Raw genomic sequence first — 22,492 nt, forward strand, 5'->3', positions numbered from 1 at the left:
ATGGGCCGCACAGCGGCCCCGGCAATTTTGACGGCGAAGCTGATCTTCACAAACCCAGCCGTAACGCCTCCCCTACACCTGCTCCACGCAAATCATCCGCCGCGCTGACCAGGGCAAAGTTGTAAGCCCCATGCGACCAATACCTTGCCTCCAGCTGACCATCGACCCGCTGCCCGTCCGGCATGCGCCGATAAAGCTCGCCCGGTGAGCGCAGGAACAGGCTGATGCGCTGGCCTTTGCCATCTTCAAACACCAGCAGGGCCGCCGGCCCTTGCTCGTTGCTGAGCAACCGCGCCCCTACCGGTTTGAAACCATAGCCCGCCAGGTCGGGCAACTGGCCCACACGATTGAAGTGCCGCCCCAGCCAGTCGCGCAACTGCCCCGGGTCGCTGGCCTGGATATCCAGCGTCTGGCTGTCGGCAAACAAGCGGTGCGCCTGGACGGCATCGGCCATGGGCAAATCGACCCGCGCCAGGGTGGCATCGCGCACTTGCCAGCCGCCCAGCCCTCCCATACCCAATGCCAGCATCACCACCGCCGCCGTCGCCCAGCGCCGCTGACGACGCTGGCGCAATTGCCGCCGTAACTGCCCAAGGTCCAGCTGCGCGGCCCCGGGCATTTCGCCAAACCCGGCCAACGCGGTACGCAGCCGGCGGGCATCGGCACGCCAGCCCTCCACCCGCTCCGCAGCCTGTGGGTTGGCCGCCAGCCAGGCCTGCACCTCGGCCCGGCGCACAGGCCCAAGGCGCTCATCGACGTAAGCGTGCAATTCGTCTTCGCTGGGGATCAGGCGCGTCATTTCAGTCTCCGCAAGGCCGGGGGCTGCGGGTTGCCCTCGGTCAGTTCGCGCAAGGCATTGCGCGCGCGCGACAGGCGCGACATCACAGTGCCGATGGGGATGCCCAAGGCCTGGGCGGCCTCCTTGTAACTCAAACCTTCGATACTGACCAGCAGCAACAGGGCGCGCTGCTCTGCCGACAGCCGGGCAAACGCCTGCAGGTCGGCCTGGGCCAGGACGATGGCTTCGAGGTTGTCGCCAACCGGCTCGTCGTCGCGCTCGGCGCGGCCGAACCAGGACAACCAGCGCGCATGCATGCGCTCGCGGCGTTTACCGTCGAGAAACTGCCGATAAAGAATGGTGAACAGCCAGGCGCGCAGTGCATCAGCATCGCGTTGCTGGTCACGCCGGCTCAGGGCCCGCTCGACCGTGGCCTGCACCAGGTCGTCGGCGCTGCCCGGCTCGCGGGTCAGCCACACGGCAAAGCGGCGCAGGCGGGCCAGCAGCTCGCGCCACTGGTGGTCGTCCAGATCGTGCATGGCAAAGTCCCGGCCTTTGAAGTTGTCAGTGTAAAAGGCAGACGCCTGGCGGCAAATTCTATTCCCTCCGAGGGAATAAGTTTTTCCCTGAACCGTCGTACCGGCACATTCCCCCAACCGGACGATGACCATGAACTCACCCTTGCACGGCCCGGCCAAAGCGTTGCGCCTGGCTGCCATCGGCGCCGTGATGCTGGCCGCAGGCGCCGGCTTTGCCTATGCCGCCGGCTGGCTCGGCGAAAACCGGCTGACGCCGCAACGCATCATCGACACCTTCGAAGCCCAGGCCGGGCATTACCCGGGCTATCGCAAGAACCACGCCAAAGGCCTGTGCGTCAGCGGCTACTTCCAGGCCAGCGGGCAGGCCGCCAAGCTGTCCACGGCGCGAGCATTCAGCCAGTCGCGGGTGCCGGTGATCGGCCGTTTCGCCATCGGCGGTGCCAACCCGTTTGCCCCGGACACCGGCATTCCGGTACGCAGCCTGGCGATTCAGCTGAGCACCGACGACGGCCAGGTCTGGCGCACCGGCATGAACAACCCGCCAGTGCTGGCGGTCAGCACCCCACAAGGGTTCTACGAGCAAGTGCTGGCGGGCGCACCAGACCCAACCACCCACAAGCCGGACCCCGCCAGGCTACAGGCGTTCTTCGCTGCCCACCCGGAAAGCGCGGCGTTTCGCCAATGGGCGGCCAGCTACAAGCCCAGCGACAGCTTCGCCAGCACGCAATACCACAGCATCAATGCCTTCCGCCTGATCGACGCAGCCGGGGTGGCCCACCCGGTACGCTGGCAACTTGAACCACAAGCCGCATTTGCTGCGTTGCCTGCCCAAGTAGATGACAAGCAGTTCCTGCAGCACGACCTGCAGCAGCGCTTGGCCCAAAGCCCGCTGCGCTGGACGCTGCGCCTGGTGCTGGCCGACCCGGGCGATGCAGTGGACGATCCTGCCCGCCCCTGGCCCACCGAGCGGCGCAGCGTAGACGCCGGCACCCTGGTGCTGGAGCACGTCGACGCCCCGGAGCAAGGGGCCTGCCGCGACCTCAACTTTGACCCGCTGATTCTGCCGCACGGCATCGAGGCGTCAGGCGACCCGATTCTCGCCGCCCGCTCCGCCGCCTACTCGGAATCGTTCAATCGCCGCAGCCGTGAATCGCTCAGCACCGGAGCCCAGCCATGAGACCCGAAGCCTTCCACCCGTTCGCCCGTTTGCTGCACTGGTTGATGGCCGTGCTGATCCTGGCCATGTTGTTCATCGGCGTAAGCATGGTCGCCGACCTGTCGCCGCGCCACCCCGTGCTGATCAGCCTGCACAAGGCCACCGGCCTGGCCCTGTTGGTACTGGTCGTGCTGCGCATCGCCGTACGCCTGGCCGTGCCTCACCCGCCGCTGCCGCCGGCGCTGCCGACACTGCAGCGCTGGGCCGCCGGGGCCTCGCACCTGTTGCTCTATGCCCTGATGCTGGCCATGCCGTTGCTGGGCTGGGCCATGCTGTCGGCCGGCGACTACCCTCGCCCGCTGGGCTTGCCCGCCATCGCCCCGCACAACCTCCAGTTGTATGCCGTGCTGCGTCAGGCCCATGGCTGGGCCGGCTACCTGCTGTTCGCCACGGTGCTGGTGCATGTGGCGGCGGCTTTGATGCACGCGTGGGTGCGCCGCGACGGCGTGTTGCGTAGCATGTGGCCTGGCCCCCTGCGTCGCAACGACTGACCGGCAGCAGCCCAGGGGTTCGACAAACGATAATTATTCTTAATAAGATCGGCTTTCACTTGCCGCACTACCTGGACTGCCCATGAACGTCGCAAAGGACTCTGCAACCCTTCTACCTGCCAGCACGCTGGACTTACGCCCGCTGCTGCTGGCCAACATGGCCTGTACCATGTCGATGATGGCCTTCGTCGCCCTGATCGGCCCGATCGCCCGCCAACTCGGCATGGCCACCTGGCAGGCCGGCGCCGCCGTAACGGTGGCCGGCGTGGTCTGGGTGCTGCTGGCCCGGCCCTGGGGCCGGGCTTCAGACCGCCTGGGCCGCCGGCGCATTCTGTTGCTGGGCACTGCCGGATTCACCCTGGCGTACTGGCTGTTGTGCCTGTTCGTCGAAGGCGCACTGCGCTTCATGCCGGGGGCGACCCTGGCCTTCTTTGGCCTGATGATCGCGCGCGGCTGTATCGGCGCTTTCTATGCCGCCATCCCGGTGGGCTGCAACGCACTGATTGCAGACCATGTCGAGCCGCAGCGACGCGCGCGCGCCATGGCCTCGCTAGGGGCGGCCAACGCCGTCGGTCTGGTGGTGGGGCCAGCGCTGGCTGCGCTACTGGCGCGGCATAGCCTGAGCCTGCCATTCCATATCATGTCGCTGCTGCCGGCCAGCGCCTTCCTTGTGCTGCTGTTCACCCTCAAGCCGCAGGCCCTGCCCCACAGCCACGCCCCCAGCCCGGTGCGGCTGGGCGACCCGCGCCTGCGTCGGCCCTTGCTGGTGGCGTTCAGCGCCATGCTCAGTGTCACCGTGTCGCAGATCGTCGTCGGTTTCTTCGCTCTCGACCGCCTGCACCTGGGCCCGGCAGAAGCGGCCCAGGCCGCCGGCATCGCGCTGACTACCGTAGGCGTGGCACTGATGCTGTCGCAGATACTGCTGCGCAAGCTGGAATGGCCACCGCTGAAGATGATCCGGGTAGGCGCCACGGTTTCGGCCATCGGCTTTGCCTGCGGCTCGCTCGCGGCTACCGCACCTTGGCTATGGGCGTGCTACTTCGTCGCGGCAGCCGGCATGGGCTTTGTCTTCCCGTCGTTCTCAGCGCTGGCGGCCAATGCCATGCAGGCGTCTGAACAAGGCGCTACAGCCGGCTCCATTGGCGCGGCACAAGGCATGGGCGCCGTGATCGGGCCACTGGCCGGTACCTTGGTGTATGCGCTCGATCCGCGCTTGCCATTCCTGGCCGTGGCCGTGCTGTTGTTGCTGGTCGGGTTGTGGCCGATGCCGCGTGAACAGCGGCTTTGACAAGCACAGCGCGCAAGCGCGCAGAGTGTGTTTTAATGCGCATCGCTCATTATTATTGACACCTCTGATTACAAGGCGGCTATGGACACGGGGACGCGACTCAAACTGGTGCGTGAACGCAACAACCTCTCCCAACGGGAACTGGCCCGTCGCAGCGGGCTGACCAATTCGACGATCTCGCAGATCGAGCAGAATCGCGTCAGCCCTTCGGTCAGCTCCCTGAAAAAACTGCTTGAAGGCATTCCCATGAGCCTGGCGGAGTTTTTCAGTTTCGACGAGCCGGTGCGTGAAGAGCGCTACGTGTTCCGGGGTGGCGAACAGCCCGACCTGGGCCGCAACGGCCTGCGCATGTTGCTGGTCGGTGCAAGTGTCGAAGGCCGACAGATGCGCATGCTGCGCGAACTGTATGCCCCCGGCGCCGACTCGGGCGAGCCGATCGTGCATGCCGAGGGCGAAGAATGTGGCCTGGTCACTCGCGGCACCGTGGAGCTGTGGGTCGATGGCCAGGTCAGCGTCCTCAACTCGGGCGATGGCTACTACATTCCCACTACCCTGCCGCACAGTTTCAAGAACATTGGCCCGGACGAGGCCGAGATCATCAGCGCCAACACCCCGGCGAATTTCTGACCTTGACGCAACGGGCTTCGCTGAACACGCGCGACATTTATCAATGCCTGCGCAACGCAGCCTTGGGCGTGCACCCACTTGAAGTGTGTGCACGCCACGCTGATAGCCTGGTCGATGTGAGCATTCAAGGTTGGCGATTGACGTTGGCCCTGGATGCCGAAGGCCTTGCCCATTGCGTCCACTGCCATACCCCGGGCGGCCAGCAAGCCGGGCTCGAAGATTGGCAGCGCTACGGCACCAACCCGGTCGACCTGCTCAGCCTGTGGGAGCGCACTCAGCTGGAAAAGCTGCTAGCCCCTTGAGTCAATGCCTCCTCGACAAAATCCAGGCGGTCCTGCCCAAAGAACATCGCCTCACCCACAAAACAGGTCGGCGCACCAAACACCCCACGCGCCACAGCCGCCTCGGTCGCCTGCTTGAGCGCCGCCTTCACTTCACCGTCAGCCGTCAGTGCGTGAAAAGCCTGTGGATCGAAGCCTGCCGCTGTCAGTGCTTCATCCAGAACGGCGCTGTCGCCCAGGTTACGCCGCTGCGCCCACAGCCCATTGAACAGCGCCGACAGCAACGGCTCGAACCGCTCCGGGGAATGCAACTGGGTGCCCATCACGCCGCGCATCAAGCTCAGCGTATTGACCGGGAACCCCGGCGGCATGCCGAACGGCACGCCATAACGAGCGGCAAAGCGCGCCAGGTCGGTGAACATGTAGCGGCCCTTGGCCGGGATCATGGCCGGCGAAGCATTGCCAGTCGCTTGAAACACCCCTCCCAGCAGCATTGGCCGGTAGCGCAGTGTGGCACCCCGGCGAGCGCACAGGCTCGGCAGTTGCGTCCAGGCCAGGTAGCTGGCCGGGCTGCCCAGGTCAAAGTAGAAATCGACAGTGTTGTGCATGGGTTTCGGTCCTTGCTGGGTGAGAGGGGCTTACCAACGTTCCATCCAGGGGCGCAGGTCCAGTTCGAATGTCCAGGCGTCTCGCGGCTGGGCGTGCAAGAACCAGTAGCTGTCGGCAATGTGCGCGGGGTCGAGAATGCCATCCTGATCCTTGAGGGCGTAACGCTCGGGGAAGCTGTCACGGATGAAGGCCGTGTCGATGGCCCCGTCTACCACCACATGCGCGACATGAATGTTCCGCGGCCCCAGCTCGCGCGCCATGCTCTGGGCCAGGGCACGCAAGCCATGCTTGGCCCCGGCAAAAGCGGCGAACCCGGCTGCACCACGCGTGCCAGCGGTGGCGCCAGTAAACAGAAGGGTGCCACGTTCACGTTGAACCATGCGCCGGGCAACTGCTTGAGCCGTGAGAAAACCGGCAAAGCAGGCCATTTCCCAGATCTTGAAGTACTTGCGCGGGGTTTCTTCAAGGATGCTGCAGGGAACATTGGCACCGATATTGAAGACAAACGCCTCGATAGGGCCAATATCACGCTCGATAGTCTCGACCAGCGCGGCCACTTCATCCTCCTTGCGTGCATCAGAGCCAAACCCATGGGCCTGGCCACCGGCTGCGCGTATTTCCTCCAGCAGCGGTTGCAGTTTTTCGGCCTGGCGCCGGGTCACGCAAGCGACATAACCCTCGCGGGCAAAGCGCTTGGCAATCTCACCCCCGGTGGCGTCGCCTGCACCAATCACCAGCACTACTTTTTGTTGTTCTGCCATGCCTGCCTCCATTGGTGAATGATCGTTTAGTAAACGAACGCTATGTTAAGATCGCGGTCATCGTCAAGCCCGCCTGCAGAGGCATGTGAATGCGCTACTCCAATGAACACAAACAGCAAACCCGCGAGCGGCTGCTGGCCAGCAGCGGCGCGCTGGCCAAGCGGGGAGGTTTTTCCAGCACCGGCGTGGCCGGGCTGATGAAAGCGATTGGCCTGACCGGCGGCGCCTTCTACAACCACTTCCCTTCCAAAGATGACCTGTTCACCGAAGTGGTACGCCAGGAGCTGTGCAACAGCCCACTGGCACGCCTGGCCAGTTCGGGCGCAAGCCGCGAGCGGCTGGGCCGTTGCCTGCAGCAGTACCTGAGCCTGGCCCACCTGCACAATGCCGAAGGTGGCTGCCCGCTGCCGCCGCTGGGTGTGGAAATCGCCCGGGCCGCCGCGCCCGTGCGCGAAGAGGCCGAGCACTGGCTGGTCAGCCTGCACAATGCCTGGTGTGCAACACTGGAGGATGATCAACTGGCCTGGGTGCTCATCAGCCAATGCGTCGGTGCGTTGATGGTCGGGCGCATGCTGGCCACTGAGGGTGTGCAGTCGCAGGTGCTGGACGCAAGCCGCCAGTTTGTCGAAAAGGCCCTGCATGAAGCGGATTAGCCTGCTGCTGGGCCTCACACTGGCGCTGCCCGCGCTTGCCGAACAAGCGTGCCCACCCGGGCAATACCAGGTGTGCCTGATGGGGTGTTTCTGTGCGCCGATAGACCCAGGTCAGGCCGGCCAGATTCTCAAGGATGTGGAGGTCATGGCGTCTTCCAGCCTGACGTTCGCCTTGCGCCAGGCCAGGGATGAGGCCACCGCCAACGGCGTCGAGCCGATCCCGCTGCATATCCGGGCGCAACTCGAACCCTGGTACGACTTTGCCGTGCTTGACGCAGCGCGCTTCCGGGTGGGTGACGAACAGCAGATGAGCGCGGCCAATGCATTGTTGCAAAACCCTGATGTGAACGCTGTGACGCTGATCGACACGATCATCTTCCGCCGGGCCGACGATGCCGAGAACAACGTGGCCCTGTGGGCACATGAGCTCAAGCATGTGCAGCAATATCAGGAACTGGGGGTAGAGGAATTCGCCCGGCGCTATACACGCAACTACGACGACCTGGAGGGACCTGCCTACAAGATCGAGGCAGAGGTGGGCAAGGCTCTGCGCGAACGCGGCTCGGGCCAGGCCAGATAGCAGCAGCGGTGCGCGCCGCTGTGGGCGCGCCCGCTGCGCTTGGTTTTTCAGGACGCCGCCGATGCCTCTTCTGTCACTTGCTCTCGGCTGGCATAACGCTGCGCCAACACCGCGCAGACCATCAGCTGGATCTGATGGAACAGCATCAGCGGCAAGATCATCGCACCAATGCCGCTGCCCACGAACAACACCTGGGCCATCGGTACGCCGGTCGCCAGGCTCTTCTTGGAGCCGGCGAACAGGATGGTGATACGGTCTTCCAGGTCAAAGCCCAGCACCTTGCCAAGCAGACGAGTGCCAAACAGCACCACCGCCAGCAGAATCCCGCACACGGCGAACAACCCGGCCAGGTGCTGCGGCGATACCGTGTGCCACAGCCCGGTGACGACTGCCTCGCTGAAGGCGGTGTACACCACCAGCAGGATCGAGCCCTGATCCACCACCTTGAGCCAACGGGCATTGCGCTTGACCCAGGCGCCGATCCAGCGTCGCGCAATCTGCCCCGCCACGAACGGCACCAGCAGTTGCAAGGTGATCTTCAGCACGGCATCCAGGCCAGAGCCGGTGTCGCCACTGGCGCCCAGCAGCATCATCACCAGCAACGGGGTAAGGAAGATGCCCAGCAGGCTGGACGCTGCAGCACTGCAAATGGCCGCCGGCACATTGCCACGGGCCAGCGAAGTGAACGCAATGGCCGACTGCACGGTAGCCGGCAAGGCACACAGGTAGAGCACGCCCAGGTACAGTTCATTGCCCACCAGCGGCACGAACAGCGGCTTGAAGGCCAGGCCCAGCAACGGGAACAGCACGAACGTGCAGGAGAACACCAGCAGGTGCAGGCGCCAGTGCCCGGCACCGGCAATGATCGCCTCACGCGACAGCTTGGCGCCGTGCAGGAAGAACAGCAGGCCGATGGCCAGGTTGGTCAGCCAGCCGAAATACACTGCGCCATCCCCTGAGCAAGGCAGCACGGTGGCAATCAGCACCACCCCGAGCAAGGCCAGGGTGAAATTGTCGAATAACATGCGCAAATACTTCATCACTGTGTCCATCTTGTCATTGTGCAAGGGCAAACGATAAGGTCTGCGGCTTTTCGCCGCTAACGCCGGAACCCCCACCGGTATCGCTCAACGGACACGCTCCACAAAAGGACCCCACCATGCCCCTCTCCCGCCTGGCCGCGCTTGCAGCCGCCATTACCCTCACCTTGGGCCATGCCGGCGCCCAGGCCGATGACCAGCTGCAAGCCAAGGTAGACCGTATCGTCCGCCCACTGATGCAGGCGCAAGGCATCAGCGGCATGGCCGTGGCCATCTACGCCCGCGACCACGCGCACTACTTCAGCTACGGCGTGGCCAGCAAGGCCGACAACGTGCCGGTGAGCCGTGACACGCTGTTCGAGATCGGTTCGCTGAGCAAGACCTACACCGCCACCCTGGCCGCACTGGCCAGTGCCGAGGGCCAGCTGGACCTCACCGCGCCGGCCAAACGCTACCACCCGGCGCTGGCCGGCACGCCCATCGGCGACGCCACGGTGCTGGAACTGGGCGCCTACAGTGCCGACTGCCTGCCCTTGCAGTTCCCGGATGCGGTGCAGACGCCGCAGCAGGTCGTCGATTTCTTCCGACACTGGCAGCCCCACGCCAAGCCCGGTACGCAACGCTGCTATTCCAATCCTAGCCTTGGCTTGTTTGGTGACCTTGCCGCCCGCGCGCAGCACCAGCCGTTTGCCACACTGATGACCGAAGGCCTGCTGCCGAAAATGGGCCTGGAGAACACCTACCTGCACATCCCGGCCAGCGCCCAGGGCCTTTATGCCCAAGGGTACGATGCCGCCGAAAAACCGGTGCGCGTCGGCCCCGGCCCGTACGCCGACGAAGCCTATGGCATCAAGACCAGCGCCAGCGACTTGCTGCGTTACGTGCGCCTGCAGATGCAGCCTGAAGGCTTGCCGCCAGCACTGGTGAAAGCCATCGACATCACCCAGCAAGGCTACTTCCAGGTCGGCGCCATGACGCAGGGCCTGGGCTGGGAACGCTACCCCTACCCGGCAACCCTGGCCACGCTGGTCGATGGCAACAGCCCGCGGCTGATCCGTGAACCCCAGGCAACCACACGGCTGCAACCGGCCCTGCCCGCCCAGCCGGCTGCCTGGTACAACAAGACCGGTTCAACCAACGGTTTTGGTGCCTACGCCGCGTTCGTGCCTTCCGAACAGCTGGCGATCGTGTTGCTGGCCAACCGAAACTACCCGAACGAAGCGCGGGTGCGCGCCGCCTTCGAGATACTGTCCGGCCTGTAGTACGAGCAGCGATTGTCGAACAAAACGACAGAAATGTAGTGCCAGAAAATATTCACTACAAAATGGTTGACGCCGTTCATCGCCCTTGTGCATGATGAAGCCGTCTCCCCGATCGGGAGCGGTGGCAAGGGTGTTCCAGACGGCCTGCGCGGTAACGCAGGCCGTCCGTGGAGAGGGAAACTGTCCAAAAGGCAGCGTGAGAAAGCCCCTGTTGCGATGCTGCTGTAGCAGCCTTGGTAGTGCGCTACACCGTGGTAGCGCCAACTGTGAAAATCACCTACGAATGGGTAATGGGGGCTTTATGATGAACTTGAACAACAATCCGACTATCGACCAATTGGCCCAGCTGTTCGCCGTACGCAAAGACAGCCTTGACGACCACCTGCTGTGGGTCAGCCAAACCGGTGAAGTGCGCCTCGACCGCCTGCCACCGAACACCGTCGAAGATGAATTTGAAGAGCACCTGCCCAGCATGCGTGCACGCTTCAAGGTCTACCGCCGCGGCCAGGGCTACGTTGGCAAGAAGGCCGCCGCCGACACCGAGTTCGTTGGCCGCGTGCTGCAGACCCTGCAACAAGAATGGCCCGCTGCCCGTGAGCAGCAGGCAGTCAAGGTGATCGAACCGCTCAATTGAGGGTTCCCGCCTTTACCTGAGCCCGGCCCACTTTGGCCGGGCTTTTTCATGCCTGGCGCCGCTGGCTGCAGGTTTCTGGCAAGGGCAAGGCACCGGTTGCCATCGCCCGGGCGCGGTCGACACCCCAAACCAGGGCGCGGGTCATGGTCTCGCCCGGCCGTGTCGGGTAGTACTCCTCCAGCAGTGCGCGCCCATCTCCAGCGTACAACCCCAAAAACAGCTGAGTGGCCCCCAGGCGTGACAGGCGCACCTGCACATCCAGCGTGGTGCCGTCACTGAGGGCTTCATCGTGGCTGCGGCTGTGCAGTTGGGCGTCGGCCCACTGCCAATAGGTCTGTTCCCTGACTCGCATGAGCATTCAATCCTCCGTTACTGGAATGCCCCGCCAGAAAACCACAACCTCGGCCAGCCGGCGAGTGCTACCCGGCAATGCCATGAGGCGGATCAACAAAGCGCAATAAAAACCCCGCCATTCAGCGGGGTCATGTTCGGGGGCGGGATCACTTCTTCAGCGGAACCCGCGGCATGAAGCGGCCTTTTTTGCTGCGCTGCAGGTGTGCAGGCTGGAGCTGTTCGGAATCATCCAGCGTCATGTGGGCGAAGCCCAGGCGAAAGGCCGCCTGACCGCAACGCACCTGGCTGTTGATCGGGAACGCGTCATTCAGGTCTTCGAAAAAGGATTCGCTCATGCCCTGTCTCCCTCCAGTGGCGGTCGCGTCGGCAACCAGAAGAGCTGCCCAGGAAACGCGGCCTGTGAAAATGAGACTAGCTGGTCATTTGCGGACCGCCCGGACAAGATTCCGGCAGCCGACCAGTGGCAACCCGCTCTACTTCAAGCGCACTGCCGTACCGGTGGCAAATACCACGACCATACCGCCCTGTACCGACGGCATACTGATCTCGAAATCCACACCCACTACCGCATCGGCTTGCAACTGGCGTGCCCGAGCCTTGAGTTCTTCGGTGGCCTGCTCGCGCGCCTCGCGCAGGGCGCTCTCCAGGGTTTGCGAACGGCCGCCGAACACATCGCGAAAGCGTGCAAAGAAATCGCGCACGAAGTTGATGCCCTGCACCGATTCGGAGCTGACCACGCCCAGGTATTCGGCAATCGGGCGGCCTTCGAGCTGGCTGGTGGTGGAAATGATCATGGGTGCGCTCCGCTGGCCTGGCAAAAGAGGCCGATTCTAACAGAGCGCAGTCCGGCAGATGGGACCGCTTTACGCGTTGGCCGCGCGCAAGCGTTGGCCAAGCCGCGCGCCAAACACGTTCACCAGCAACCCGGCCATCACCAGCAGTGCCCCCCAACCTTGGGTTGCGGTCAGCCGTTCGCCCAGCAGCAATGCCGACGAACTCAGGCCAATCACCGGCACCAGCAACGAAAAAGGTGCCACCTTGCCAGCCGGGTGGCGTGACAACAGCTTGCTCCACAAGCTGTAGCCAAGCATGGTGGCGACAAAGGCCAGGTACGCCAACGCCAGCACCGAGCTCCAGCTGATGTTGGCCAACGCATGGCCAATGCGCTCAGGCCCTTCCAGCCACCAGGACAACGCCAGGAACGGCAACGGCGGGATCAGGCCGCCCCAGATCACCAGTGCCACCAGGTCAACCGAACCAAACCGCCGGGTGATGATGTTACCCAGGCCCCACATGGCGCCGCCGCACAGGGTCAGCACCAACGCCAGCATGGGCACATGGCCGCCGTCTTCGCTGCCGATCAATGCCAGGCCGCTGGCCGCCACCAGCAGCCCCAGCACGCTGGCCAGGCGCAGCCGCTCACCCAGGAACAACGCAGCGAAGCCGAGGGTGAAGAACGCTTGCGACTGCAAAATCAACGAGGCCAGCCCTGGCGGCATGCCGCTGTACATGGCCTGGAACAGAAAGGCGAACTGGCCCAGCGAAATGGTGGCCCCGTAGGCGATCAGCCAGCGCCACGGCAGTTTGGGCCGCCTGACCAGCAAGATGGCCGGAAACGCCACCAACAAGAAGCGCAATGCCCCCAGCAACATCGGCGGCAAGCCATCGAGGCCAACCTTGATGACCACGAAGTTGACTCCCCAGGCGACAATCACCACCAGGGCGATGAGCAGGTCCTTGAGCGGCATTGCGGGTTCCTTCTTCAGGCTTTTCTAGACATATTTCGTTACAGCATAAGGCTATTCCTTCGGCTGCGACCAGCACAGTTGTGGCCAAGGGTTGCGCAACAGTGACTGTTACTGCATCCGTTCAATCCCGAAAGCCAGGCGCGGTCTTTTCCAGCATCCGCAACAGCGCCGCCCATGCCAATTGCAGTGCATCCGGGTCCGCCAGCTCCCCCTGCTTCAACCCCCTGCCCGGGTCATTGAACTGCCGCTCGGTATGCGCGCACACCGCCGGGGGCGGCAAAACCAGTTGCCCGGCACTCTGCGCCGCCAACTGGATCTCGCAGGCTTTCTCCAGGTAATACATGCGCAGAAAAGCTTCGGCCACGCTGCGCCCGGTTGTCAGCAGGCCATGGTTGCGCAGGATCATCACAGGCTTGTCACCCAGATCGGCCACCAGCCGTTGCTGCTCATCCATGTCCAGCGCAATACCCTCGTAAGCGTGGTAAGCCACCTTGCCGTAAAACTCCATGGACATCTGGTTCACCGGCAGCAGCCCACATTCCAGCGCCGCCACTGCACACCCGGCCCGGGTATGAGTGTGCAGCACGCACTGGGCATCCTCGCGGGCGGCATGAATGGCGCTATGAATGACGAAGCCGGCCGGGTTGACCGGGTGCGGCGTGGGTTCCACCGGCCTGCCCTGCAAGTCGATCTTCACCAGGCTGGAGGCCGTGATTTCATCGAACAGCAGGCCGTACGGGTTGATGAGAAAGTGATGCTCCGGCCCCGGCAGGCGCAGGGAAATATGGGTGAAGATCAAGTCACTCATGCGAAAGTGCGCGATCAGCCGATAACAAGCCGCCAACTCCTGGCGCAAGTGCTGTTCCGTTGCGGTCATGGTCATTGCCCTTGATTGATGAGGTGGCACGAAACTACTTGGTCGCCCAGGCATTGAAGCGCTGTTCCAGCTCTTCGCCATGGTCAACCCAGAATTCCACATTCATCGCCAGCGCCCCTTGCAGGTTCTGTGGCGAAGTGGGCACCCAGTCGGCCAAGGCCGGGTCAAGCCTGGCAGCAGCCTGGGTATTGGTAGGCCCATACGGAATCTGCTGCACATAACGCACCTGGGTATCCGGTTGATTGGCATAGGCAATCAGCCGATTGGCCTGGTCCACATGCCGCGAGCCTTTTATGATCGCCCAGTAATCCATGCCATACAGGCTACCGGGCCACACGACGGCCAGCGGGCTGCCCTGTTGTGCTGCCACGGCGATGCGCCCGCTGTAGGTGGAGGTCATCACCACATCGCCTGCAGTCAACCACTGCGCTGGCTGGGCGCCCGCGTCCCACCACTGGATGTAGGGCTTGAGTTCACTCAGTTTGGCGAAGGCACGTTCAACCCCGGCCGGCGTCGACAGTACCTGGTAGACATCTTCAACCTTGACCCCATCGGCCAGCAGGGCGAACTCCAGGTTGTACACCGCACGCTTGCGCAGGCCGCGCTTGCCCGGGTACTTGTTCACGTCCCAGAAGTCGGCCCACGATGTCGGTGCCTGGGCCAGCTTGTTGCGGTCGTAAGCGATCGCCACGCTCCACACCAGCGCAGCCGAGCCGCAGTCCTGCGCTGCATCGGGGATCAGTTCGGCGGCATGGCCCAGGCGTTTCCAGTCAAGGTGCTCGTACACGCCCTCGTCACAGCCGCGCATCAAGTCCGGCCCTTCGATCTGCACCACGTCCCAGTCGACGTTACCGGTGTCGGCCATCACCTGGATCCGCGCCATCTCGCCGTTGTATTCGCTCTGGATCAACTTGCTGCCGTCCTGCGCGCTGAACGGCTTGAAGATCGCCTCGTCCTGGGCCTTCTGGCCAGCACCGCCATAAGCGACCACAACCATCTCTGGCGCGGCCTGCGCACTGCCCAGGCCAAGGGCCAGCAGCGCCGCACAAAGGCCGCTCACACGTGGGAATACCTGCATCGTAGTTTCCTCCTTCCGGTGCCCAAAGGGCCCGTTTTCTTGTTGTTGTGAGGTCACGCCCTCGCCGTGAGGGTGAACAAAACCTAGTCGCGCATCAGTAAAAAAACAAGTTGATTTTTTACTAGCGCTACACTTTCATAAACAAAACAAGAACAACACCGCACCGGAGCCGCCTGTATGCAGACCGCCTTCCCTCACCTGTTCGAACCCTTGCAGATCCGCGGCAAACGCCTGAAGAACCGCATCATGTCCACCGGCCACGACACCTGCCTGCCTACCGACAATCTGGTGAATGACAAACTGATCGCCTACCAGCGCGACCGCGCCGCCGGGGGCGTCGGCCTGATCGTGCTGCAAGTTGCCGGGGTGCATGACAGCGCCCGCTACACCTCGCATGTGCTGATGGCCACCGACGATGCCTGCATCGACGGCTACCGCCAGCTTGCCGAGGCCTGCCATGCGCACGGTACCGTGGTGCTCTCGCAGCTGTTTCACCCCGGGCGGGAGATCATGGAGTCGGCAGACGGCCTGTTGGCGGTGGCGTACTCGGCGTCTTCGGTGCCCAACGAACGCTTCCGCGTCATGCCGCGCGCGCTGGACCAGGCGATGATCGATGAAATCGTCAAGGGCTACGCCAGCGCCGCCCGCCGCCTGCACCAGGCCGGGCTGGATGGTGTCGAGGTGGTGGCCAGCCATGGCTATCTGCCCGCGCAGTTCCTCAACCCGCGGGTGAACCTGCGCAGCGACGGCTACAACGGCGAACTGGAACAACGCCTGAGGTTCCTGCGTGAAGTGCTGGCCGCCGTGCGCGCCGCCACCGATGAGCAGTTCATCATCGGCCTGCGCATCAGCGCCGACGAACGTGACAGCCAGGGCCTGAGCGAGGATGAGTCACTGGCCGCCGCAGTTGCCTTGCAGGGCCAACTCGACTACCTGCACATCGTCGCCGGCACCTCAGCGTCACTGGGTGGCGCCGTGCATATCGTGCCGCCCATGGCCATCGAGCCCGCCTACCTGGCCCGCGAGGCCGCCGCCTTCAAGCAACAGCTGGCTATCCCGCTGTTCGTGACCGGGCGCATCAACCAGCCCCAGGAAGCCGAACTGATTCTGGCCCGCGGCCAGGCCGATGTCTGCGGCATGACCCGAGCCTTGATCTGCGACCCGTTGATGCCGAACAAGACCGAACGCGGCCAGATCGAAGATGTACGCGCCTGCATCGCCTGCAACCAGGCGTGCATCGGCCACTTCCACCGTGGCCTGGCCATCTCCTGCATCCAGCGCCCCGAAACCGGTCGAGAACTGCAGTACGGGCAACTGACGGCCACGGCCACACCCAAGCGCATCCTTGTGGCCGGCGGCGGGCCAGCTGGCATGAAGGCCGCCGCCGTGGCCGCTGCCCGAGGGCATCAGGTGACACTGTACGAGGCTGGCCCCCAGCTCGGCGGCCAGGTGCTGCTGGCCCAGTTGCTACCGCGCCGCGCCGAGTTCGGCGGGGCCAGCACCAACCTGCAGCGGGAAATGGCCCTGGCCGGCGTGGAAGTTGTGCGCAACACCCGGGTCGACCGCGCCTTGGTCGAGCGCGAGCGCCCCGACCTGGTCATTGCCGCCACCGGTGCCACTCCTTACTGGCCAGCGTTCGAACGCACCGGCGACTTGCAGGTGGTGGACGCCTGGCAGGTGCTGCGCAATGAAGTGAAGCCGGGGCGCTCGGTGCTGGTCATCGACTGGCGCTGCGACTGGATCGGCCCGGGCATCGCCGAACGCCTGGTGCGCGAGGGGCATCACGTACAGCTGGCGGTTAACGGTACCCATTGCGGCGAAAGCCTGCCGCTGTACGTGCGCGATCAACTGGCCGGCGAGTTGCATCGCCTGGGCATCCCCATCACCCCGTACGCGCGCCTGTATGGCAGCGACGACAACACGGTGTACTTGCAGCACACCGCCAGTGGCGAGCCGATGATCTTCGAGGGTATCGACACCCTGGTGCTGTGCCTGGGTCATCAGCCTGAAGACAGGCTGGCCAGCGAGCTGGCCGGCCTGGTGGAAGTGCGGCGTGTTGGCGACTGCCTGGCGCCGCGCACCGCCGAAGAAGCGATTCACGACGGCCTGACGGTTGCCTGGTCGCTCTGAGGCTGTACATACTGCGGCTTTTACGATGGACCGACGTGCATGAGCCAACTTCCCCAGCCCCCCGCCAGTGAAGCCGGGGGCGCCGCGCCGCAGTTCCTGGGCACCCGCATCCGCGGCCTGCGCAAGCGCCGTGGCATGACCCTGGCGGAGTTGGCTGCACACAGTGAACTGACTGCCGGTTACATCAGCCAGCTGGAGCGCAACCTTTCCTATCCGTCGATCCCCGCGTTGTTCAACATCGCCCGCAGCCTGGGCGTGACCATCCAGTGGTTCTTTGCCAGCGAAGCCAACACCGCCCCCGAAGACCAAGGTTACGTGGTGCGACGCAACAGCCGCCTGAGCGTGCATTACGAAGATGGGATTGTCGATCAGTTGCTCACCCCCCAACCCAACCGCCAGCTGGAAATCCTGCACTCACGCTTCCCCCCGGGCACCTACAGCCAGCAAAGCTACAGCCATGAGGGCGAAGAAGCCGGCTACCTCCTCAGCGGCAGCTTCGAGCTTTGGGTGGGCGAGCGGCATTTCCAGCTGGGTGAAGGCGACAGTTTCAGCTTTTCCAGCCAGGAACCCCATCGCTATGGCAACCCCGGCGAAGTGGATGCCGTGGTGATCTGGGTGATCACGCCGCCAACATTTTGAAGCACTCCCGCAGGCCTTGGTAACGCTGCTGACCCTCGATAGGGTCTACCTTGTCAACCGAACTCACGAGGAGCCAACAACATGAAGCAGATCCTGATCATCGGCGCCGGCTTTGCCGGCCTGTGGAGTGCCCTCAGCGCTGTCCGCCAGCTTGCCCTCAACGGCAACAAAGGCGTCGAAGTCACCTTGCTCGCGCCCCAGGCCGAACTGCATATACGCCCGCGCTTCTACGAGCCCGATGTGCACACCATGGCCGCGCCACTGCAGGCGCTGTTCGATGCCGTCAACGTCCGCTTCGTGCAAGGTACGGCCTTTCATATTGATGAACAGGCCCGCCGGGTCAGCTACCGCACCCGCAGTGGCACCCAGTGTGCCCTGCCCTACGACCGCCTGATCATGGCCTGCGGCAGTGTGCTCAACCGGCCTGACATGGCCGGCATCGAGCACGTCTTCGATGTCGACAAGATCGACAGCGCCGCACGCCTGGAAGCCCACCTCAAGTCCCTGGCCAGCTTGCCCGACACACCGGCACGCAACACCGTGGTAGTGGCCGGTGGCGGCTTTACCGGCATCGAGACGGCAACCGAACTGCCAGCACGGCTGCGCAAAATCCTGGGTGAAGACGCCGCGTTACGCGTGGTAGTGGTCGACCGCGGCGCAAAAATCGGTGCCGCCTTGGGCGACGGCATTCGCCCGGCCATTGAACAGGCCTGTGAGGCGTTGGGCGTGGAATGGATCTGCGGTGCCACGGTGGCCTCGGTAGACCCTGCCGGCGTGCTGCTGGACAACGGCCAGCGCATCGATGCCAGTACGGTGGTCTGGACAGTAGGTTTCAAGGCCAACCCGCTCACCGAACAGATCACCGGCGAGCGCGACCGCCAGGGCCGCTTGCATGTGGATGGCAACCTCAAGGTCAAGGGCAATGATGCGGTGTATGCAGCCGGCGATGTGGCGTATGCCGCCTGCGACGAGCGTGGCAACTACGCGGTGATGTCCTGCCAGCACGCGATTCCACTGGGGCGCTATGCGGGCAACAATGCGGCGGCCGAGCTGATTGGCGTGGCGCCGATGACGTACAGCCAACCCAAGTACGTAACCTGCCTGGACCTGGGCGCCTGGGGCGCGGTGTATACCGAAGGGTGGGCGCGCGCGGTGGCGCCGCCGGAGGACAAGGCCAAGGCCAAGGTGTTGAAATCGCAGATCAACACCGTGTGGATCTACCCGCCAGCGGCAGACCGTACAGCCGCTTTGGCGGCGGCTGATCCGAGTATTCCGGTGGCCTGACACGGCTTGCCGGCAATGGGGCCGTGACGGGCCCCATGCCTGCCAATCAGGCAGCTGCAAACAGCTCGTTGGCAATCTGAGCCTGGGCAGCGTCAATCGCCTGGCTACGGTGTTCCGGGCCATAGGCCAGGCCATGGGCGCGGACGATTTCCAGGTCGGTGACACCGATGAAGCCCAGGAACACTTTCAGGAAGTCCTCATGCCCGGCACCGGTCGGCTGGCCAGCGTGCAGGCCACCGGCGGTGGAAACCAGCACCACTTTCTTGTTGCCGCACAGGCCTTCCGGGCCAGCTTCAGTGTAGCGGAACGTTTTGCCGGCAACGGCCACGCGGTCGATCCAGGCCTTGAGTTGGGTCGGTACCGTGAAGTTGTACATCGGCGCGCCAATGACTACAGCATCAGCAGCCAGGAATTCTTCCAGGGTTTCAGCACTGAGCCTGGCTTCAAAAGCCTGGGCAGCATCACGCATGTCTTCAGGGGTGCCAGCAGCTACCAGGGTGGCGGCAGAAAAGTGGGCGATGGCGTCAGCGGCCAGGTCACGGTAAACCACTTCCACGCTTGGATCGGCGGCTTTCCAGGCTTCGACCACTTCACGGCTTAGCTGGCGGGAGGCGGAATTGTCGCCCAGGATGCTCGAATCGATGTGCAACAGTTTCATGGGACTCTCCAGTGATTGAAGACCGCGCCAGTGGGCGATCACTTGTGGAGAATCCTACCGGGGTGCGCAATGGCTGATAAGGAGGCAAAAATGCGTTAGTTTGTCCCACAGATAGAACAGTGAGACATGCCCATGCAAGATCTTAACGACCTCTTTTACTTCGCGCGCGTCGTCGAAGCCGGTGGATTCGCCGCAGCCGGGCGCCAGCTGGGTATCCCCAAGTCGCGCCTGTCGCGGCGTATCGCCGAGCTGGAAGAGCGCCTTGGCACGCGCCTGCTGCAACGCACCACGCGGCAGCTCAAGCTCACCGCAGTAGGTGAACGCTACCTGCATCATTGCCAGGCCATGCTGCTGGAAGCCGAAGCGGCCGATGAAGCCGTAGCCAGCATGAGCAGTGAACCGCGCGGGCGCTTGCGGGTGTCTTGCCCGGTGGCGCTGGCACATGCATTCCTGCCAGATGTGATCAGCCGTTTTCTTGAGCAGTACCCGCTGGTGCAACTGGACATGGTGCTGCTCAACCGCCGGGTCGACCTGATTTCCGAAGGCATCGACGTGGCACTGCGCGTGCGTGACCTGGGCGATGAAGACCCGGCGCTGGTCACCCGCCGCCTTCGCCAGGCGCAAATGCAACTGGTGGCTGCGCCCGGGTTCGCCGATCACATTCGTGAACCTGCAGAGCTGGCGTCACTGCCCGTGCTGGGCGCCGCTGAAGCAGACCGGTTGGTACACTTCCGCTTGTTCGGCCCTCATGGCAAGCAGCAGGAAATCGCCCTGGAACCGCGCCTGGCCATTGATGATTTCGTAGTACGTAATGCTGCTGTACGGGCCGGCCTCGGCTTCACTGCCCTGCCCAGCATGTTTTGCGAGGAAGAACTGGAGCGCGGCGAACTGGTGCGCCTGCTGCCAGACTGGTCGCTACCGGGTGGCTACCTGCAAGCGGTATACCCCCACCGGCGGGGTGTACTGCCTGCAGTGCGGGTATGGATCGATCACCTGGCGGCATCATTCGAGGCCTGTGGAGAACGGTATGTCTGAAAGGAAAATGAGCGAAGCCGAAGTGGCAGCGTTTTGCCTGAGCCTGCCGGGTGCGCGGGAAGACTACAAATGGGGTGGCATTCGGGTGTTTTCAGTGGCAGGCAACAAGATGTTCGCCGTGCTCGACCTGGCCGGTGCGGGTTTGTCATTCAAAGTGGCCGATGAACTGTTTCTCGGCTACTGCGACCGCCCAGGGGTGCGGCCTGCGCCGTATCTGGCGCGGGCAAAATGGATCAGCATGGCGCAGCCCTACCCCATGGGGCGTGATGAGCTGTGTGATGTGTTGCAGCGCTCGCACCAACTGGTGGTGCGCCGGCTGCCGAAGCGCTTGCAGGTAGGGCTGATGATGTGAACTACCTGTACCGGCCTCTTCGCGGGTTTACCCGCGAAGAGGCCGGTACAGGCAATAATCAATTGAAGGGCAGATAACGCCCCTCAAAAAACAGCCAGTCCGCCCAGAACACCTGGTGCACCAGCACAATCCCCCAGAACACCAGCTGGTAAGACAGCTTGCGAGTCTTGTGCCGAAACACCTGCTGCGCCACCAGTGCCCCCGGCCAGCCACCCAACAGCTCACTGGCATGCAGCACTTTCTCGGGCGTACGCCAGGCCTGGGTACGCGCCTGCTGCTTATCCTGCCAATACAGCAACAGGCTGATCAGGCTCATGGCCGGGTACAGCGCCAGCGGCCACCAGGCCTGGTCGTTCCAGGCCATGCGCGCAGCGCCCAGCCCGGGCAACAGGCACAACACCCCCAACAGCAGCAGTTTCAGGCGCACATTGCGCACGCCCTCCGCCCGTTGCCCGCGCAGCACCTCAGCCATGCGCTGTCGACCAGTCAACCCAGCCGAACTGCCAGGTCGCCAGAATCAGCAGGCCGAACACAATGCGATACCAGGCAAACGCCGCGTAGCTGTGGTTGGCAATGAACTTGAGCAACGCGCGCACGGCGATCATGGCGAAGATGAACGACGTCACGAAACCAACGGCAAATACCGGCAAGTCACCGGGCTGGAACAGGTCACGGTACTTGTAACCCGAATACACCGCCGCGCCGACCATGGTCGGCATTGCCAGAAAGAACGAAAATTCGGTCGCGGCCTTGCGCGACAAGCCGAACAGCAGGCCGCCAATGATGGTCGAGCCCGAGCGGGAAGTGCCCGGAATCATTGCCAGGCACTGGATGAGGCCGATCTTCAGCGCATGGCTCCAGCGCATGTCGTCCACATGGTCCACCTGCACGCGGTGTTCGCGGCGCTCGGCCCAGAGCATGATGACGCCACCCACCACCAATGCCGCCGCCACGGTGATCGGGTTGAACAGGTACTCGTGAATCAGGTCGGCGAACAGCACGCCCAGCACCACCGCCGGCATGAACGCCAACAGCAGGTTGCCGGTGAAACGCCGCGCCTTGGGCTGGCTGGCCAGGCCAAACACCACTTCGAAAATTTTGCCACGAAACTCCCACACCACCGCCAGGATCGCTGCCAGCTGAATGATGATGTTGAATGCCATGGCCCGCTCACCGCCAAAACCTATCAGGTCGGCGACGATGATCTGGTGCCCGGTACTGGAGATCGGCAGAAACTCCGTCAGCCCTTCGACCACGCCTAAGATGATTGCCTGAAAGGCAGTCCAAAAATCCATCATTCCCCCGGATGGAGCGCCGCTTGCTGCGGGCCCCTTGTTCTTGATTTGCTTGAATTTGCCGCACGCGGCCCGGCTGTTTTACAGCGACTGTTGGGCGCAACGCCAGTAGAAAAGTTCACACCCGCTAAAGGTTTCATCTTGCGCGGCCGAAATCCTAGCAGAGCGCCTTTGCAATCGCTTTACGCGACCTGCTGCAGACTATTTCAAAGATAGCACTTAGCCATTAGTAGGGTGGGGACCTGTCGCAAAGCATGCTTGGATGCACCTCAATAAAAAGAAC

Annotated in this window: 28 protein-coding genes; 14 read left to right on the forward strand and 14 right to left on the reverse strand. The window is 63.6% G+C overall.

Annotated elements, in window-relative coordinates:
• Positions 1-46: 46 nt before the first annotated feature.
• Positions 47-799 (reverse strand): anti-sigma factor, encoded by a 753-nt coding sequence (locus A0O30_RS20000; RefSeq protein WP_105947687.1) that lies wholly within the window; start codon positions 797-799, stop codon positions 47-49.
• Positions 796-1,317 (reverse strand): sigma-70 family RNA polymerase sigma factor, encoded by a 522-nt coding sequence (locus A0O30_RS20005; RefSeq protein ID WP_105947688.1) that lies wholly within the window; start codon positions 1,315-1,317, stop codon positions 796-798. Before A0O30_RS20005 ends, A0O30_RS20000 begins: the two co-directional genes overlap by 4 nt.
• Before the next feature lie 124 nt (positions 1,318-1,441).
• On the opposite strand from A0O30_RS20005, the gene A0O30_RS20010 reads away from it, so the two are divergent.
• From A0O30_RS20010 to A0O30_RS20030, 5 genes are all read left to right on the forward strand, one after another.
• Positions 1,442-2,494, forward strand: a complete 1,053-nt coding sequence (locus A0O30_RS20010) for a catalase family peroxidase (RefSeq protein ID WP_105947689.1) — start codon at positions 1,442-1,444, stop codon at positions 2,492-2,494.
• On the forward strand, positions 2,491-3,024 hold the full coding sequence (locus A0O30_RS20015) for a cytochrome b (protein WP_105947690.1): 534 nt from the start codon (positions 2,491-2,493) through the stop codon (positions 3,022-3,024). The genes A0O30_RS20010 and A0O30_RS20015 overlap by 4 nt, the downstream gene beginning before the upstream one ends.
• A gap of 82 nt (positions 3,025-3,106) precedes the next feature.
• On the forward strand, positions 3,107-4,312 hold the full coding sequence (locus A0O30_RS20020) for an MFS transporter (protein WP_105947691.1): 1,206 nt from the start codon (positions 3,107-3,109) through the stop codon (positions 4,310-4,312).
• 81 nt (positions 4,313-4,393) lie between these two features.
• Positions 4,394-4,939, forward strand: coding sequence for a cupin domain-containing protein (locus tag A0O30_RS20025; RefSeq protein ID WP_003248033.1), 546 nt, complete (start codon positions 4,394-4,396; stop codon positions 4,937-4,939).
• A gap of 2 nt (positions 4,940-4,941) precedes the next feature.
• Complete coding sequence (locus A0O30_RS20030; protein WP_177410299.1) at positions 4,942-5,241, forward strand: hypothetical protein; 300 nt, start codon at positions 4,942-4,944, stop codon at positions 5,239-5,241.
• On the opposite strand, the gene A0O30_RS20035 is transcribed toward A0O30_RS20030, so the two are convergent.
• Together A0O30_RS20035 and A0O30_RS20040 are read right to left on the reverse strand one after the other, a co-directional pair.
• Positions 5,214-5,828: a 2-hydroxychromene-2-carboxylate isomerase gene (locus tag A0O30_RS20035; RefSeq protein ID WP_105947692.1), complete on the reverse strand. Its 615-nt coding sequence runs from the start codon at positions 5,826-5,828 to the stop codon at positions 5,214-5,216. The genes A0O30_RS20030 and A0O30_RS20035 overlap by 28 nt on opposite strands.
• A 30-nt stretch (positions 5,829-5,858) precedes the next feature.
• Positions 5,859-6,590, reverse strand: a complete 732-nt coding sequence (locus A0O30_RS20040) for an SDR family oxidoreductase (protein WP_105947693.1) — start codon at positions 6,588-6,590, stop codon at positions 5,859-5,861.
• Between the two features lie 89 nt (positions 6,591-6,679).
• Between A0O30_RS20040 and A0O30_RS20045 the strand changes: the two genes are divergently transcribed.
• Both A0O30_RS20045 and A0O30_RS20050 read left to right on the forward strand, forming a co-directional pair.
• Positions 6,680-7,243 (forward strand): TetR/AcrR family transcriptional regulator, encoded by a 564-nt coding sequence (locus A0O30_RS20045; protein ID WP_105947694.1) that lies wholly within the window; start codon positions 6,680-6,682, stop codon positions 7,241-7,243.
• Complete coding sequence (locus A0O30_RS20050) at positions 7,230-7,823, forward strand: DUF4157 domain-containing protein (RefSeq protein WP_105947695.1); 594 nt, start codon at positions 7,230-7,232, stop codon at positions 7,821-7,823. The genes A0O30_RS20045 and A0O30_RS20050 overlap by 14 nt, the downstream gene beginning before the upstream one ends.
• A 47-nt stretch (positions 7,824-7,870) precedes the next feature.
• On the opposite strand, the gene A0O30_RS20055 is transcribed toward A0O30_RS20050, so the two are convergent.
• Positions 7,871-8,863, reverse strand: a complete 993-nt coding sequence (locus tag A0O30_RS20055) for a bile acid:sodium symporter family protein (RefSeq protein WP_371920911.1) — start codon at positions 8,861-8,863, stop codon at positions 7,871-7,873.
• 119 nt (positions 8,864-8,982) lie between these two features.
• On the opposite strand from A0O30_RS20055, the gene ampC reads away from it, so the two are divergent.
• A complete protein-coding gene (gene ampC / locus A0O30_RS20060; protein ID WP_105947697.1) occupies positions 8,983-10,125 on the forward strand; it encodes a class C beta-lactamase in 1,143 nt (380 codons plus the stop codon).
• Positions 10,126-10,426: 301 nt separating this feature from the next.
• Entirely contained in the window at positions 10,427-10,759 is a 333-nt protein-coding gene (locus tag A0O30_RS20065) for a hypothetical protein (RefSeq protein ID WP_003253895.1), read from the forward strand.
• A 46-nt stretch (positions 10,760-10,805) separates the two neighbouring features.
• Here the strand turns inward: A0O30_RS20065 and A0O30_RS20070 are convergent, their stop codons facing one another.
• The 6 genes from A0O30_RS20070 to A0O30_RS20095 form a co-directional block, all read right to left on the reverse strand.
• Positions 10,806-11,117, reverse strand: a complete 312-nt coding sequence (locus A0O30_RS20070) for a hypothetical protein (RefSeq protein WP_060498990.1) — start codon at positions 11,115-11,117, stop codon at positions 10,806-10,808.
• A gap of 142 nt (positions 11,118-11,259) precedes the next feature.
• Positions 11,260-11,448, reverse strand: coding sequence for a hypothetical protein (locus A0O30_RS20075; protein ID WP_003253897.1), 189 nt, complete (start codon positions 11,446-11,448; stop codon positions 11,260-11,262).
• 138 nt (positions 11,449-11,586) lie between these two features.
• Positions 11,587-11,907, reverse strand: coding sequence for a YbjQ family protein (locus tag A0O30_RS20080; protein WP_060498989.1), 321 nt, complete (start codon positions 11,905-11,907; stop codon positions 11,587-11,589).
• Between the two features lie 69 nt (positions 11,908-11,976).
• A complete protein-coding gene (locus A0O30_RS20085; RefSeq protein ID WP_019099052.1) occupies positions 11,977-12,861 on the reverse strand; it encodes an O-acetylserine/cysteine exporter in 885 nt (294 codons plus the stop codon).
• A gap of 121 nt (positions 12,862-12,982) precedes the next feature.
• Entirely contained in the window at positions 12,983-13,792 is an 810-nt protein-coding gene (locus A0O30_RS20090) for a class II aldolase/adducin family protein (protein ID WP_256589729.1), read from the reverse strand.
• Positions 13,773-14,816, reverse strand: coding sequence for an ABC transporter substrate-binding protein (locus tag A0O30_RS20095; RefSeq protein WP_105947699.1), 1,044 nt, complete (start codon positions 14,814-14,816; stop codon positions 13,773-13,775). Before A0O30_RS20095 ends, A0O30_RS20090 begins: the two co-directional genes overlap by 20 nt.
• A 177-nt stretch (positions 14,817-14,993) precedes the next feature.
• Here A0O30_RS20095 and A0O30_RS20100 point away from each other — a divergent pair, with 177 nt between their 5' ends.
• From A0O30_RS20100 to A0O30_RS20110, 3 genes are all read left to right on the forward strand, one after another.
• Complete coding sequence (locus tag A0O30_RS20100; protein ID WP_105947700.1) at positions 14,994-16,946, forward strand: FAD-dependent oxidoreductase; 1,953 nt, start codon at positions 14,994-14,996, stop codon at positions 16,944-16,946.
• A gap of 39 nt (positions 16,947-16,985) precedes the next feature.
• Entirely contained in the window at positions 16,986-17,585 is a 600-nt protein-coding gene (locus A0O30_RS20105) for a helix-turn-helix domain-containing protein (RefSeq protein ID WP_105947701.1), read from the forward strand.
• Between the two features lie 81 nt (positions 17,586-17,666).
• Positions 17,667-18,869, forward strand: coding sequence for an NAD(P)/FAD-dependent oxidoreductase (locus A0O30_RS20110; protein WP_105947702.1), 1,203 nt, complete (start codon positions 17,667-17,669; stop codon positions 18,867-18,869).
• 46 nt (positions 18,870-18,915) lie between these two features.
• On the opposite strand, the gene A0O30_RS20115 is transcribed toward A0O30_RS20110, so the two are convergent.
• Complete coding sequence (locus A0O30_RS20115; RefSeq protein WP_060498984.1) at positions 18,916-19,527, reverse strand: FMN-dependent NADH-azoreductase; 612 nt, start codon at positions 19,525-19,527, stop codon at positions 18,916-18,918.
• Between the two features lie 132 nt (positions 19,528-19,659).
• Between A0O30_RS20115 and A0O30_RS20120 the strand changes: the two genes are divergently transcribed.
• Both A0O30_RS20120 and A0O30_RS20125 read left to right on the forward strand, forming a co-directional pair.
• The gene (locus A0O30_RS20120; RefSeq protein WP_060498983.1) at positions 19,660-20,562 is read left to right on the forward strand and encodes a LysR substrate-binding domain-containing protein; all 903 of its coding nucleotides are present in this window, start codon (positions 19,660-19,662) and stop codon (positions 20,560-20,562) included.
• The gene (locus A0O30_RS20125) at positions 20,555-20,914 is read left to right on the forward strand and encodes an MmcQ/YjbR family DNA-binding protein (RefSeq protein WP_105947703.1); all 360 of its coding nucleotides are present in this window, start codon (positions 20,555-20,557) and stop codon (positions 20,912-20,914) included. Before A0O30_RS20120 ends, A0O30_RS20125 begins: the two co-directional genes overlap by 8 nt.
• A 58-nt stretch (positions 20,915-20,972) precedes the next feature.
• Here A0O30_RS20125 and A0O30_RS20130 read toward each other — a convergent pair whose 3' ends face one another.
• Both A0O30_RS20130 and A0O30_RS20135 read right to left on the reverse strand, forming a co-directional pair.
• Positions 20,973-21,386, reverse strand: coding sequence for a DUF1294 domain-containing protein (locus tag A0O30_RS20130; protein ID WP_105947704.1), 414 nt, complete (start codon positions 21,384-21,386; stop codon positions 20,973-20,975).
• Positions 21,379-22,209 carry an undecaprenyl-diphosphate phosphatase gene (locus A0O30_RS20135; RefSeq protein ID WP_105947876.1) on the reverse strand — a complete coding sequence of 277 codons (831 nt, stop codon included), beginning with the start codon at positions 22,207-22,209 and terminating at the stop codon, positions 21,379-21,381. The genes A0O30_RS20130 and A0O30_RS20135 overlap by 8 nt, the downstream gene beginning before the upstream one ends.
• Positions 22,210-22,492 lie beyond the last annotated feature (283 nt).

Origin of the sequence: Pseudomonas sp. LLC-1, assembly GCF_002992185.1 — a bacterium.
Taxonomy (GTDB): Bacteria; Pseudomonadota; Gammaproteobacteria; order Pseudomonadales; family Pseudomonadaceae; genus Aquipseudomonas; species Aquipseudomonas monteilii.